At 50.1% G+C, this 14,634-nt stretch carries 12 protein-coding genes; 3 read left to right on the top strand and 9 right to left on the bottom strand.

All coding sequences use genetic code 11. The annotated features are described in order from the left end of the window. Window positions 1-74: 74 nt before the first annotated feature. Together mutS and R6242_RS16985 are read right to left on the bottom strand one after the other, a co-directional pair. Window positions 75-2,660, bottom strand: coding sequence for a DNA mismatch repair protein MutS (gene mutS / locus R6242_RS16990; protein WP_318429045.1), 2,586 nt, complete (start codon window positions 2,658-2,660; stop codon window positions 75-77). 319 nt (window positions 2,661-2,979) lie between these two features. Then, the gene (locus R6242_RS16985; RefSeq protein WP_318429042.1) at window positions 2,980-3,762 is read right to left on the bottom strand and encodes an inositol monophosphatase family protein; all 783 of its coding nucleotides are present in this window, start codon (window positions 3,760-3,762) and stop codon (window positions 2,980-2,982) included. 164 nt (window positions 3,763-3,926) lie between these two features. On the opposite strand from R6242_RS16985, the gene R6242_RS16980 reads away from it, so the two are divergent. Further along, the gene (locus R6242_RS16980) at window positions 3,927-4,700 is read left to right on the top strand and encodes an RNA methyltransferase (protein ID WP_318429038.1); all 774 of its coding nucleotides are present in this window, start codon (window positions 3,927-3,929) and stop codon (window positions 4,698-4,700) included. A 111-nt stretch (window positions 4,701-4,811) separates the two neighbouring features. Here R6242_RS16980 and R6242_RS16975 read toward each other — a convergent pair whose 3' ends face one another. Continuing rightward, the gene (locus R6242_RS16975) at window positions 4,812-5,633 is read right to left on the bottom strand and encodes a sulfurtransferase (RefSeq protein WP_318429035.1); all 822 of its coding nucleotides are present in this window, start codon (window positions 5,631-5,633) and stop codon (window positions 4,812-4,814) included. A 72-nt stretch (window positions 5,634-5,705) separates the two neighbouring features. Next, on the bottom strand, window positions 5,706-6,281 hold the full coding sequence (dcd, locus tag R6242_RS16970; protein WP_046350061.1) for a dCTP deaminase: 576 nt from the start codon (window positions 6,279-6,281) through the stop codon (window positions 5,706-5,708). Window positions 6,282-6,373: 92 nt separating this feature from the next. On the opposite strand from dcd, the gene R6242_RS16965 reads away from it, so the two are divergent. Beyond that, on the top strand, window positions 6,374-6,835 hold the full coding sequence (locus R6242_RS16965; RefSeq protein ID WP_318429029.1) for a peroxiredoxin: 462 nt from the start codon (window positions 6,374-6,376) through the stop codon (window positions 6,833-6,835). Between the two features lie 333 nt (window positions 6,836-7,168). After that, on the top strand, window positions 7,169-8,578 hold the full coding sequence (locus tag R6242_RS16960) for a PhoH family protein (protein WP_318429027.1): 1,410 nt from the start codon (window positions 7,169-7,171) through the stop codon (window positions 8,576-8,578). A 122-nt stretch (window positions 8,579-8,700) separates the two neighbouring features. On the opposite strand, the gene R6242_RS16955 is transcribed toward R6242_RS16960, so the two are convergent. From R6242_RS16955 to pta, 5 genes are all read right to left on the bottom strand, one after another. Beyond that, on the bottom strand, window positions 8,701-9,159 hold the full coding sequence (locus tag R6242_RS16955) for a hypothetical protein (protein ID WP_318429025.1): 459 nt from the start codon (window positions 9,157-9,159) through the stop codon (window positions 8,701-8,703). Beyond that, window positions 9,156-9,635 (bottom strand): helix-turn-helix domain-containing protein, encoded by a 480-nt coding sequence (locus R6242_RS16950; protein WP_318429023.1) that lies wholly within the window; start codon window positions 9,633-9,635, stop codon window positions 9,156-9,158. The genes R6242_RS16955 and R6242_RS16950 overlap by 4 nt, the downstream gene beginning before the upstream one ends. A gap of 12 nt (window positions 9,636-9,647) precedes the next feature. Next, the gene (locus R6242_RS16945) at window positions 9,648-10,016 is read right to left on the bottom strand and encodes an antibiotic biosynthesis monooxygenase family protein (RefSeq protein WP_318429021.1); all 369 of its coding nucleotides are present in this window, start codon (window positions 10,014-10,016) and stop codon (window positions 9,648-9,650) included. 281 nt (window positions 10,017-10,297) lie between these two features. Beyond that, window positions 10,298-11,803 (bottom strand): AMP nucleosidase, encoded by a 1,506-nt coding sequence (locus R6242_RS16940; RefSeq protein WP_318429019.1) that lies wholly within the window; start codon window positions 11,801-11,803, stop codon window positions 10,298-10,300. Between the two features lie 610 nt (window positions 11,804-12,413). Further along, window positions 12,414-14,459, bottom strand: coding sequence for a phosphate acetyltransferase (pta, locus tag R6242_RS16935; RefSeq protein WP_318429017.1), 2,046 nt, complete (start codon window positions 14,457-14,459; stop codon window positions 12,414-12,416). Window positions 14,460-14,634 lie beyond the last annotated feature (175 nt).

Below are 14,634 nucleotides of genomic sequence, written 5' to 3'. Positions count from 1 at the left end.
GGCAGTACAGTTAGTACGACAAGGCAAGACAACGATGCAAGAAAACTTTTGCCTATCTACTTAGTGAATTCACCCTAAAGCATGGCGCAAAGGCGGTATAACAAATCATGCGCCTCACGCGGGTTTAATGCATCCGGATCAACGCTCGCCAATACATCCAGCAAAGGATGCGGATCAGGCTCGATCTGCGCCACCGCTGCAGTTGCAAACAAATCACCCTGCATGCCGCCCTGTACGCTGTTGGATTCTAGCTCGAGGAGTTTTTTTCTTGCTGCTCTAACCACGTCCCTGGGCACCCCCGCCAACTGTGCCACGGCCACACCATAACTTTGCGAAGCGGGGCCTTCCTGTACGGCGTGCAAAAACACAATCTTATCTTTGTGCTCAACCGCATCTAAATGCACATTAGCCACCACTGGATAATCTTGCGCTAAGCGCGTTAGCTCAAAGTAATGCGTGGCAAATAGCGTGTAAGCACGGTTTTTCTCGATTAAAGCCTTCGCAATTGACCAAGCCAAGGCCAAGCCATCAAAGGTGGACGTACCCCTACCCACTTCATCCATCAATACTAAGGAGTGCTCCGAAGCATTGTTTAAAATATTGGCAGTTTCGGTCATTTCCACCATAAAGGTTGAGCGTCCACCCGCCAAATCATCTGAAGCACCAATACGGGTAAAGATACGATCCAGCTTTCCGATCACCGCGCTTTGGGCCGGAACAAAACTCCCTACGTGGGCTAGCAGCACAATCAGGGCCACTTGGCGCATATAAGTAGATTTACCGCCCATATTTGGCCCCGTAATCAGCAGTAATTTGCGCGCTACGGAAAAATCAACATCATTAGGGATGAAATCATCAATCTGCGCTTCAACCACCGGATGGCGGCCCGCCTCAATATGCAAGACCTGCCCATCTACAAATTGCGGTGCAATATAATTGCCGCGCTCGGCCGTATCGCTCAGGCTGGCCAACACATCCACTGTCGCCAAGCCTTGCGCGGCTAAGCGCAAAGCGCCCAGATAAGGCTGCAGACGTTGCAGCAGGTCTTCGTATAGGGATTTCTCTAGGGCCAAAGAGCGCTCTTGCGCACTCAGGGCTTTATCTTCAAATAGCTTGAGCTCTGGCGTGATATAGCGCTCGGCATTTTTCATGGTTTGGCGACGGCGATAATCATCTGGCACCGCGCCCGCATAAGAATTGGTGATTTCAATAAAGTAACCCGCCACGCGGTTGTACTCTACCTTTAGCGTGGGAATACCCGTGCGCTCACGTTCGCGCGCCTCTAAGGCCAGCAAAAACTCCCCTCCATGCGTTTGAATAGCACGTAATTCATCGAGTTCGGCGTTATAGCCATCGGCAATCACCCCCCCTTCTCGCAGCACCACAGATGGCTCGGTCTTGATGCTGGCGCTGAGCAATTCAAGGATCTGAGCGTCTGGGGTGAGCGCCTTAGCCAGTGCCGCAAAAAAATCATCTTCTGGTAACACCTGCAGCAAGGCTGGCAAGCCCGCCAAGCTATCTCGCAAGCTAGATAAATCACGCGGCCTTGCACTGGCTAAGGCGATGCGCGCGGTAATGCGCTCTACATCGCTGATGCAATCAAGCGCAGCGTGGATAGATGTAAACAGCCCCGTCGCCAACAAGGCAGCAATGGCGTTTTGGCGCTGTAAAATTTTGCCCTGTGAGCGCAGTGGATGATGCAGCCAGTGACGCAGCAAGCGCGACCCCATGCCCGTGGCGCAATGATCTAGCAGGGAGAATAAAGTGGGGGAAGTTTCACCCCTGATCGTTTCGGTGATTTCTAAATTACGCCGCGTTGCCGCGTCCAGCTCAATATATTGGCTTTGCGATTCACAGCGCAGCCCTGCCAATACCGGCAAAGCACCGCCTTGCGTACTGCGTACGTACTCAAGCAAAGCACCGGCAGGGCCAAGGGCCAACATGCCGTCTACAATGCCAAAGCCAGATAAATCATGGGTTTCAAAGTGGCGGCTTAAATTGCGTAGCGCACTTGCGGCCTCAAACTGCCAAGGCGGCAGCTTTCTGAGTACGGCAGAGCCATGTTGAAAATGCTCAAACATCGCCAAACCTGCATCATCGCTGACTAAAATCTCTGCTGGGCGCAAGCGCTCTATCTCTGACGCTAGCTTTTCTGGTGTGCTATCCATCAGGGCAAAATCACCTGATGCTAGTGACAACCAAGCCATACCCATTTTGCCGCGTACAAAACTCAGTGCCAGCAGGCGGTTCTCTACTTTTACATCCATCAAGGCGGTATCGGTTAGCGTACCTGGGGTAACGACACGCATCACCTTGCGATCAACCGGCCCCTTCCCCGTTACTTCACCCACCTGCTCACAAATCGCCACCGATTCGCCCATTTTTACCAAGCGGGCCAGATATTGCTCGGCGGCGTGATAAGGCACACCGGCCATCCTAATCGGCTCGCCAGCCGTTGAGCCGCGTGTAGTGAGGGTGATATCCAGCAGTTTGGCGGCGCGTACCGCGTCATCAAAAAACAACTCGTAGAAATCACCCATACGATAAAACAGCAGCTTATCGGGGTGATCGCTCTTTAAACGCAGGTATTGCTGCATAAATGGCGTGTGAGTTGGCTTGGCGCTTTTAGCCTCACTCTTTTTATTAGAAATTTCCGCCATTTTTTACTCCTTAACCATTAATTTATTTTCATTAAAACCAAAGCGAATCTGTCGAGGGGGCTAGGCCAATCAAGGCACTCAATACTAGTGCGACTATATCTTGGCCGTAAGCCATCATAACGCCATGGTGGCTTACGGCCGAAAACGATCACATTTTAGATCAGCTTCAAGCTTGGCCTAAGCCACCCTACAACATATAAAAAAAGCGCCATCGAAGATGACGCTTTTTTAAGAGGCGAGCCACACAGAAATATTATGCGCTTGTGTTCTTAGCTTGCCTCTGTACCCACAGGCTTTTGAATGCCTTTCAAAGCAAAACTTAAGCGTTATGCTGACGAATCACCGACAACATTTGACCAAATACGCGGGGTGTGCCGCAAAGGATATCGCCAGATTGCAAGAAGCCTTCTTCGCCATTCAAGTCAGTCACTAAACCACCCGCTTCTTGTACCAAGAGCGAGCCCGCTGCGATATCAACGGTTTTAAGATCAAATTCAAAGAAACCATCGTAACGGCCGCATGCTACATAAGCCAGATCCAAGGCCGCAGCACCTGGGCGACGTAGGCCAGCGGATTTTTGTGTCATATCGCGGAAAATATTGATGTAGTTTTCTAGATTATCGAAGCGGGTGTATGGAAAACCCGTTGCGATCAAGCCTTCAGACAATTCACGTACTTTTGATACGCGGATGCGGCGATCATTCAAGTAAGCACCCACACCGCGCGTTGCGGTGAATAAATCATTGCGGCAAGGATCATAAACCACGGCCTGTGTAATCACGCCCTTATGCTCTAGCGCAATCGATACTGCATATTGAGGAACGCCATGCAAAAAGTTGGTGGTGCCATCCAATGGATCAATAATCCATGTGTATTCTGAGTCTCCGCGGCTACCAGATTCTTCGGCCAAGATGGCATGCGTTGGATACGCTTCGAGAATGGTATCGATAATGGCTTGCTCTGCTGCGCGGTCTACTTCAGACACAAAATCATTTTGGCCTTTTTTTTCTACCGTAAGGTGATCCAAATTGCTAGATGCACGTTGGATAATTGAAGCAGCGCGGCGCGCGGCGCGCACAGCGGTGTTGAGCATTGGATGCATGGCTATTCCTGAATAAAAGTAAAAGATCAATGAGGGCACAGCAAAAAAAGAAGCGTAAGGCACAAGCGCGGTATAATTCGGCCAAAGCAACACTGCAATCCTCGCAGCTACCCGATATAAGATTGGCCGCTATTCTACCTGTGCTATCAAAATGAATAAACATAATGAATACAATTCCTGCAAGTAATTCTGCCCTTAGCTGTCTTTCCCGCATCCGAGTCGTGCTTTCTCACACCTCACACCCAGGCAATATTGGCTCCACAGCCCGCGCCATGAAAACCATGGGAATCAGCCAACTATATCTGATCAACCCCAAGCAATTTCCCTCAGAAACCGCCACCGCCTTAGCCAGCAATGCCGATGATGTGCTTAATACCGCTATTGTAGTGAGTACTATGGAAGAAGCATTGGCAGGCACCACTTTGCAAATTGCCCTCACCGCTCGCCGCAGAGAACTTGCGCATCCATTACAAACCCCTAGGCAGCTTGCGCCAGAAATCATCCAGAGTATTCAAGCGGGCCACGATATTGCTCTAGTGTTTGGCACAGAGATGTCGGGCTTAACCATTGATGAAGTCTTGCTTTGTAACCGCATGGCAACGATTCCCACCAATCCAGATTACTCCAGCCTGAATTTAGCCCAAGCCGTACAGGTGTTCGCTTATGAGATACACGCCACCTTGCTGGATGATGTATCCCATCTAGCCGAAGAGCGAGATAGCGCCACGCATGATGCACTCGAGCACTTTTTTACCCACCTAGAAGAAACGTTGACCACCATCGGCTTTTTAAAGCCAGACGCGCCTAAGCGCCTAATGCCCAGAATGCGCCGCATGTTTACCCGCGCTAATCTAGAGCGCGAAGAAGTGGACATCTTACGTGGCTGGCTGCGCGCCACCACCACGATTGAGCGTTGGTTGAAACCGCCCGTTAAATAATTACCCTTCCCGTGTAGGTGCCTCTCCCCAAAAGAAACACCCAATAACAACAATGCCCCCCAATTCAATCATCGAGGGGCATGGGCGAGGCATAAAACACCAGAATTTACTTTAGATCAAGATAGGCCGCAGCGGGTCTGCGCACCATTCACTCCAAGAGCCCGCATAGAGCCGAGCGCCGCTTAAACCGGCCACCTCCAAAGCCAATAGATTATGGCAGGCCGTTACCCCAGAGCCGCATTGCTGCACGCTATTAGACGCCTTTACGCCGGACAATACCGCCTGCCATTCGGCGTTAAGCTCCGTAGCTAGTTTAAAACGCCCATCGGCCTGCAGATTATCCTGAAAGAAGCGATTAATTGCACCAGGGATATGTCCACCCACAGGGTCCAGCGTTTCGCCCTCGCCTTTAAAACGTGAAGGAGAGCGAGCGTCCACCACGGTAAAAATAGGCTGCGCCATATTTGCTAGCAGCGCATTCACATCCACCATCAGCTCTGGGCGCAGCTCAAAGGTAAATTGACTTGGCGCGGCCTTTGGCAAAACCTGAGTTAAATCGCCTTGCCATGCGCTAAGCCCGCCATCTAAAACCTGAACCTGATCGTGCCCTAACCAACGCATCAGCCACCACAATCTAGCGGCATAAATGCCGCCCTGCGCATCGTAAGCCACAATGTTACGGAAACGACTCGCACCAAGGCTAGCCAGTTTATCTGCCAGAACTTGCGGATCAGGCAAAGGGTGGCGACCATTCTTGCCGGTTTTAAGCCCAGAAAGATCATCATCCAAATGCAGGAAATACGCGCCAGGCAAATGCCCCTCTGCATAGGCCAAGCGCCCTGCCTGCGGATTGCTTAAATCATGGCGACAATCGATCAGCAGCACATCGGCTTGTTGTTCTTGTAATTGCGAAGCAGAGATAAGCGGGTTCATCGGCAATCCTTGGGGTATTAATCAAAAAACAGGCCCGTACGGATACGGGCCTGCAAGGAAGAAACGTAAAGCTTAGGTCTTAGGCAGCGTTACGCCACTTTGGCCTTGGTATTTACCGCCGCGATCACGGTAAGAGGTTTCGCATACATCATCCGCATCAGCCTCAAAGAACAAGACCTGCGCTACACCTTCGTTGGCGTAGATTTTGGCAGGGAGCGGCGTGGTGTTAGAGAATTCCAACGTCACATAGCCTTCCCACTCAGGCTCAAACGGGGTGACATTCACAATAATGCCGCAACGCGCGTAAGTGGATTTACCCAGGCACACGGTTAAGGCGTTACGCGGAATACGGAAATACTCCACAGTGCGGGCCAAGGCAAAAGAATTGGGCGGAATAATACAATATCCCTTACCAGAAACATTCACAAAGCTGCCTTCGTCAAAGTTTTTTGGGTCAACAATGGTCGAGTTAATATTGGTAAAAACCTTGAATTCATCGGCACAGCGAATATCGTAGCCGTAGCTAGAAGTACCATAAGAAACAATACGTTCGCCGTTTACTTCTTTAACTTGCCCAGGCACAAATGGCTCGATCATGCCGTGCTCGCTTGCCATGCGGCGAATCCACTTGTCAGATTTGATACTCATTGCTGTCACATCCTTATCACATATTTGGCCCTATTGTAGCTGCCAAGCGCCTATTAACGCATCTATAATCATTGCAACATGGAGATTCATTGATGCAGACTCAAATATCGCAATGCCCAGAATTAAACTTATTAGCGACTAGCGAAAGCGCATTTGATACCGCAGCACTCAAAGGCCAAGCCTTTGTGCTGTATTTCTACCCTAAGGACAGCACCCCAGGCTGCACCACCGAAGGCGGAGATTTTCGCGATCACTTTGAGCAATTTCAAGCCGCAAACTGCCAAATCTTTGGCATCTCGCGCGACAGCATTAAAAGCCACGAAAACTTCAAAGCCAAACAAAACTACCCTTTTGAGCTGGTTTCTGACCCAGATGAGACAGCTTGTCTTTCTTTTGATGTCATGAAGCAAAAGAAGATGTATGGTAAGGATGTAAGGGGAATTGAACGCAGCACCTTTGTGATTAACGCAGAAGGTGAAATCGTTAAAGAATGGCGCGGCGTAAAAGTGCCAGGTCATGTCGTAGAAGTGCTGGAATTTGTAAAAACGCTGTAATTAATAATTAAAGCTATGCAGCAAGATAGCGTAGTCCACTAAAAACACCAAAGACACGAACAGATGCTGCCCTTGCTCTTTGAGTTGATCAAAATAATTTGATTTGAAAACTCAATCTGCATCAGATAAAAAACTGAAAGGAACATCTTTAGAGCTGTTTTTTTCGTGCATTTAGTGTTTTTCGTGGACAAATAATCTTTATGCGTATTATCAATTACAGCTGGGCGCAGCGCCTTACGCGCCTTTTCTTAACCATTTACAAGGAACTCACCCACTCAATACAGCCAACATTCCCTTTCCAGAAACGCAGCCCTTTGATCTATGGAGTTCACCATGGCAACCCGCAAGCGCAAAGCACCGAGCATTACCAAGCTCTTCGTTCTGGATACCAATGTTTTAATGCACGACCCCACCTCTTTATACCGCTTTGAGGAACACGATCTTTTCTTGCCAATGATGACGCTAGAAGAGCTCGACAATAATAAAAAGGGCACTTCTGAAGTTGCCCGCAACGCTCGCCAAGCCAGCCGCTTTTTAGAAGAGCTGATTTCCGGCAAAGAGCTTGATCTACATAACGGCGTATCACTCGACACCGCCAGCAAGGGCCAAGCAGTCGGTCGGCTATTTATGCAAACCGAAGCCATTACCAGCGTGCTGCCCGCCCAACTCCCTATGGGCAAAGCCGACAATCAAATCCTAGGCGTAGTTCATCACCTGCAGCAAATGCACACCCAACGGCAAGTGATTTTGGTTTCCAAAGACATCAATATGCGCATCAAGGCGCGAGCGATGGGTTTGGCGGCCGAAGATTACTTTAACGATAAAGTATTAGAAGACACCGATCTGCTCTACACCGGCATGCGCGAAATCAACCAAAAATTTTGGGAGCGCAATGGCAAAGACATGCAAAGCTGGCAAGAAGGCGGCCGCAGCTACTGGCGCATTAAAGGCCCAGACTGTGTGGATCTACACGTCAATCAACTCCTCTTTCAAGCTGACGACACCCCGCTGTCGGCCCGCGTGGTGAGCGTGGAAGGCAAATCAGCGCTGATCGAAAGCTTAAAAGATTACAGTCACCACAAAAACGCCATTTGGGGCATTGTGGCCAGAAACCGCGAGCAAAACTTTGCGCTCAACCTACTGATGAACCCCGATGTCGATTTTGTCTCGCTACTTGGGCAAGCGGGCACGGGCAAAACACTACTTACTTTAGCGGCCAGCCTTGCGCAAACGCTGGAATCTAAAATCTACAGTGAAATCATCATGACCCGCGTTACCGTGCCGGTTGGCGAAGATATTGGCTTTTTGCCCGGCACGGAAGAAGAAAAAATGATGCCGTGGATGGGGGCACTAGAAGACAATCTTGATGTGCTCAACCAATCTGACGCCGAAGCAGGCGATTGGGGCCGCGCCGCTACGCGGGATTTAATTCGCTCACGCATAAAGGTGAAATCGCTCAACTTTATGCGTGGCCGCACCTTCCTCAAGAAATTTCTGATTATCGACGAGGCGCAAAACTTAACCCCCAAGCAAATGAAAACCCTCATCACCCGCGCCGGCCCCGGCACCAAGGTGGTATGCTTAGGCAATATCAGCCAGATCGACACCCCCTACCTTACAGAAGGCAGCTCGGGCCTAACCTATGTGGTGGATCGCTTCAAAATGTGGGAGCACTCAGGGCATATCACCCTGACACGGGGCGAGAGATCGAGATTGGCGGATTATGCGGCTGAGGCTTTGTAATTGCTGAGCACAAAAAAGGGTCTGCTGTAGCAGACCCTTTTTTAGTTAAGCCACGGCAATTGATCGCTTGTCGCAAGCTCCTGTTTGAAAGGGGGCGTAGGCTCCTTTAGCGTGCGCTCCTTTTAGAGCTTAGCCTGTTTCGGGCGTAGCCGACCAGCCAGCTTAAGGCCATCTCTGAAATTCATACCCATTAACGTGAGCTGTACAAGACCCACCATCAATTCAAGCATCTGAACTGAATAGAATAATGCATCAAACTCACCTAAGGCCGCCTTATAGTTCAGAAAGAGGGCGGATGGAATCATAATCAAAATACCATTGGCTGCAATGAATGGCATGCGCTTCTTTTTGCCCTCAAGTAAACGACCTTTACGCTCTTTCCCCAATGAAAAGCCAGTTCCACCTGTTGCTGCCATCATAATCACAAGGGCAATCAGGCCATAGCTTGCAATGGCGTGTTTGACAGCCGCGGTGGCGGCATGCCCCAAAAAAAGCTCGGACACTAAGGTCGATGTCCAGAATGTAGCGATGATCAGCATGGCGGCCGTGCCAGCAACGGCATGAAAAATAGATTTACTCATGAATGCATTCCTAAAATTGGGAGTGGCGTGGCCCGAAGCGAAATATTAAGTTCGCTCAGTACATTCAGTGTAGTTTCCAAATCCTCTAGCCCCGCCCCCTGAACTAATGATTTTGCCCAAAGGGCTTGGTAAATCATCGCTTTGTCATAGCGACATTTCCCCGCTTCAGTCAGTACATAAAGGGGCGACCTCTCGTGCTGTGGGTTAAGTTGCCCCACGATCAAGCCATCTTTTTGCGCTAGATTAAGCTGTTTCTGAGCCCCTTGACGGGAAACCCCCATGTTGGCGGCAATTTGTGGGCAGGAAAGAGCTTGACCAGACAAAGCAATGGCACCCATAACTTGCCAGCGCGCACTGGTCATCCCTAGTGATGCAACCAACTGATCTCCCTTTTCAAGAAGCTGCGCATTGACTCGAAAAATGGTCAACATGATCTGGGTTAAAACAGCACTTGGATTTGATTGTTGAGGCTGCAAATTTATTCCTTACTATTCGGTACAGAGGTTGGGCACTGCAACACGGCTAAATAGATGCGGTTGCGCAATGGCACTGGAAGGGTAGGCCTCCAGTGCGCTGGCAAACTCTGGGTGTGTAAAGGCGGCGCGAAAGTGCGCTACCGACTCCCATACCGCGTAATTTAAAAAGACATTACTCCCCGCAATACCACGATGCAGTTGCGTGGAAATATAGCCTGGTTGTTGTTTCATCCAATTTGCATCGACCTCCCACGCCTTGAGCAAGGCATCTACATCAGTAGCATCGACAGTAAACAGATTAATCAGGATGGTTGGCGAAGCAGACTCACCCAATTGCATATGGATTGGGACTTGCGCGTCGAGGGGGGCAATAGTCAACATGAGCTTCTCCTAGGTTGAAATATTCACCAATGGCATTGGCACACAACGGTACGAAGTGATGACAACCAGTTTCTGTCAATGGAAACCAGTTGTCAATACCTCGGCGGTGGAGAATGTATGGAGAAGCCTTTTGTAGCGTTGTGGCGGTATTCAGCTTTTCGCTTCATGCGTCCGCCACTTTACTGAAATGCCACCTCAGTCCTGTAGGGCGGATTAGCCGCTGGCGTAACACGCGGCATTGAAACCGCGTGGGCACAAAAACGTGCCCACCCTACTTCGCACTACTGAAACGCCACCTCCGCAAAACTCCTCAACTTACGGCTATGCAACTGGCCTTCGCCCTGCTCACGCAGCAGCTCCATTGCTCTGATGCCGATGCGTAAATGCTGATCAACCCGCTCGCGGTAAAAATGGTTGGCCATGCCGGGGAGTTTGATTTCGCCATGCAATGGCTTATCGCTTACGCAGAGCAATGTGCCGTAAGGCACGCGGAATCTGAAGCCGTTGGCGGCGATGGTGGCGCTTTCCATATCTAGCGCAATGGCGCGGCTTTGGCTAAAGCGTCTTTGTGGGCGGTTGTCAGGAAGTAGCTCCCAATTGCGGTTATCGGTGCTTGCTACCGTGCCGGTACGCATAATGCGCTTGAGTTCTGCGCCTTTCATTTCTGTGACTTGGGACACTGCGGCCTCTAAAGCCAGCTGGATTTCTGCCAAGGCAGGCACCGGCACCCACAGCGGCAAGTCTTCATCCAGTACATGATCTTCGCGCACATAGCCGTGCGCCAGCACGTAATCGCCCATTTGCTGAGAGTTGCGAAGGCCCGCGCAGTGGCCGAGCATAATCCACGCATGGGGGCGTAATACGGCGATATGATCGGTAATGGTTTTAGCATTCGCGGGCCCCACTCCGATATTCACCATGCTAATGCCGGTGTTATCGGCACGAATCAAATGATAGGCAGGCATTTGCGGTAGGCGTGGCGGTTCCGAACCCAAGACATCAGCAGGCTCTGCTGCCATACCTATACGGCGCGTCACTACATTACCAGGCTCTACAAAAGCGATATATTCGCTTGCGGGATCTTGCATGCTTTCGTGCCCAAGCCGCACAAACTCGTCAATATAAAACTGGTAATTGGTAAACAACACAAAATTTTGAAAATGCTCTGGCACGGTGCCAGTGTAATGACGTAAACGGTGCAAGGAGTAATCCACCCTTGCAGCGGTAAATAGCGAAAGCGGCTCTGGCTCGCCAGGTTTGGGCTCATAGGTGCCATTAGCAATGCCGTCATCCATCGCAGATAAATCAGGAAGATCAAACATATCGCGCATTAATTGGCGGCGTTCAATGCTGAGCGAGCCTTCAATATGATCATGTTCGGCAAAGGAAAAATGCACCGGCATTGGCTGGGTGCTAATGCCCACTTCTAGCTCATCACGATGGCTTTGCAACAGCAAAGTGAACTGCTCTAAATAATATTTTTCATACAAATCTGGGCGAGTGAGTGTGGTTTCAAAACTACCTGGCCCCGCCACAAAGCCATAGCTTAGGTGGGCTTCGCTACCATTTAAGCGTGTAGCCGTATCGGTTTGGATTCGGACAAAGGGATAATAGGCGCGCACATGGCCAGGTAAAGTTTCCCCAGCAACAAAACGCTGCATGGCATCGCGCAAATGCGCCACGCTGCGATCATAAATCAAACGAACTTGGGCCAAAGCTTGTGCAGGATCGGCATGGCGGGTTGGGGCAATAAATTCAGGCAAATAAGGCATACGTCGACGGCTCATTGGGGCGTCTCCAGCTTTTTTATTGAAACACAAATATAAGGAAATCTTTCAAGCAGGTCCATTCTACTTTTAAATAGATTACGGTTATCTTATTTTGCCAAACTGTAAACCATCGTAGGGGCGCAGCATATTGGCCTACATGCAATAGATGGCTTTGTTTGAGCAAGAGACATCATCAGGAAATAGGGTGTAACTCCCTATTACGCACAAAGACTATTTATCCACGAAAAGCACTCAATGTACGAAAAGATAGATCAAACAGGAGCAATCTCCCTCTGCTTTTTTAGCATGAGGTGTAGATGAATGACTTAATAACGACTGGATACTAAATACAACCATCCAAATCACGCAAAAGTAAGGGGCATGCACCATCTATTCGTGATTTTTGTGTTTTTAGTGGGCGGCGTATTTTTTGATCTTGCTGCGTAACACCCTGAATACAAGTCAAAAACAAACTTTCGCCCATAAAAAAACCGGACAATGACCCGAATGCCATTCACTTAAGGGGTTGGTTTTGCTTCCCCCTTTGAAAAAGGAGGGGCTTAAGCAACACCTTAAGTGAACGGCCATTAGGACAATGGCACGGTTTTTAATGGTTTACAAATAGCAATTAAGCGGCCAAATCCTGCGCTTGGATTGCAGTTAATGCGATGGTAAACACGATGTCATCCACCAAGGCTCCACGAGAAAGATCATTCACCGGTTTACGCAAACCTTGCAGCATCGGGCCAACGCTGACGACATGGGCGCTGCGCTGGACGGCTTTATACGTGGTGTTACCGGTATTTAGATCAGGGAAGACAAACACGGTAGCCTTACCCGCTACGGCACTGCTTGGCGCTTTTTGTGCGGCAACTTCTGAAACCGAAGCGGCGTCGTACTGCAAAGGGCCATCCAGAATAAGATCAGGATACAGGCTATGCGCAAGCGCGGTGGCTTCGCGCACTTTATCTACATCGGCACCGGCACCGGAGATCCCCGTGCTATAGCTAATCATTGCCACCTTAGGATCCACACCAAAGGCGCGGGCGCTATCGGCGCTTTGCTTAGCTATTTCTGCAAGCTGAGTTGCATTTGGATTTGGGTTGATCGCGCAATCGCCATAAACCAACACCTGCTCTGGCATCAGCATAAAGAATACTGACGACACGATAGAAGAACCTGGTGCAGTTTTAATCAGCTGCAAAGCGGGGCGCACGGTACTGGCTGTGGTGTGGATCGCGCCTGACACCAAGCCATCCACCTTGTTTACCGCCAACATCATCGTTCCTAGCACAACGGAGTCTTCAAGCTGCTGCAAGGCTTGGCCTTCGGTCAAACCTTTACTCTTACGCAGCTCTACCATCGGCGCAACATACTCAGCCCGCACAACATCCGGATCAAGAATTTCTAAGCTAGCAGGCAATGAAACACCTTGTGCCGCAGCAATGGCCTCGATGGTGGCGCGCTTACCTAATAACACGCAGTGGGCAATGCCTTTTTCTTCACAAATAATTGCAGCGCGAATGGTGCGTGGCTCTTCGCCCTCGGGCAAGACTACAGTTTTACGCGAGGAGCGTGCTTTTTGGATGAGTTGGTAGCGGAAGGCCGGTGGCGACATCCGTGTTGATGGTGGCACTTTCACCGCATTCATCAACATAGCCATATCAATTTGCTCGGCCACGGCATCGAGCACTAAATTCATGCGTTCGCTATCATCCTCGGCCACGGCGGGTGGCAACTGTGTGATACGAATCGCGGTATTAAAGCTGTCGCTGTCTGTACGCAAGACGGGGATGCCGCTATTGAGTGCCTGACGGGCTAATTCCAAGATTCGGTCATCGGGCTTGCTAGAATGCGTGAGCAAGAGGCCTGCCAACTGCACACCCTTACTGGCAGCTAGCGCGGTTGCCAACATCACGTCATCTCTATCCCCCGCACTAATCACCAGCGCACCTGCTTTTAGGCGCTCGATCACTTCGGGTACTGAGCGTGCAGCAATCACCGTTTCTAATACACGGCGGTTAGCAATATCGCCTTCAATCAGTATTTCTGCATTTAAATGGCGGGCGATATCTAAGGTGCGCGGCGCCATCAGTGTGGCGTCGTATTTGATCACCCCCCATAGCGCAATACCATCCAGCTCATATTGAACCGATGCCGCATCAAAGTTTTCAGCCGCTTTATTAAAGATGACCCCCGCCACCTTGCAGCCTTCATTTTTTAACTGGCTTGCCGCAAGGCGAGACTCTGCCACCGCGCCAACGGCACGGGCGTTCGCCACTAAGATCACTTCGGCTTGTAAGCTGCGGGCAATTTCATTATTTAGCCGTGCAGTAAATGCATTGCTTGGATCTAAGTGCATCCCTTCAACAACCAATACATCCACCTCGTGAGCCGCCCCCATGCACAGGCTGACAATATCTTCTAGCAGCTCATCATTTTGCCCTGCAGAAACACGCGCAACCACTTGGGCAATCGAGAGAGAGTGCGGGCATTCAATTTGGCAAATTTGCGCGGCAAAATGCGTAGAGCGCTCAATACCGTGGTGTTCTTGTGACACCGGTTTAACAAAGCCAACTTTTAGACCTTGATGTTGTAAGGCGCGAACAACGCCTAAAGAGACCGAAGTAAGGCCAACATTTTGCCTTGTAGGTGCCACAAAAAAGGTTTGCATGATTTAATCCTAAGCTTGCCGAAAGCATGGTTACGGCTAAAAAAACAGTAATTTGTATGACAAACAGGCAACACGCCTGTAAAGGCCGTCAATGTAGAACAAAGTGCTGCGTTTAGGTCGGCAACTTTCACACCTTGCGCATCAACTTTGCGCCACGTCATAAAAAAACACGTCC

Origin of the sequence: Iodobacter sp. CM08 (assembly GCF_033446605.1) — a bacterium.
In the GTDB taxonomy this organism is placed as follows: domain Bacteria; phylum Pseudomonadota; class Gammaproteobacteria; order Burkholderiales; family Chitinibacteraceae; genus Iodobacter.
This window is presented reverse-complemented; position numbering and strand designations above follow the sequence as displayed.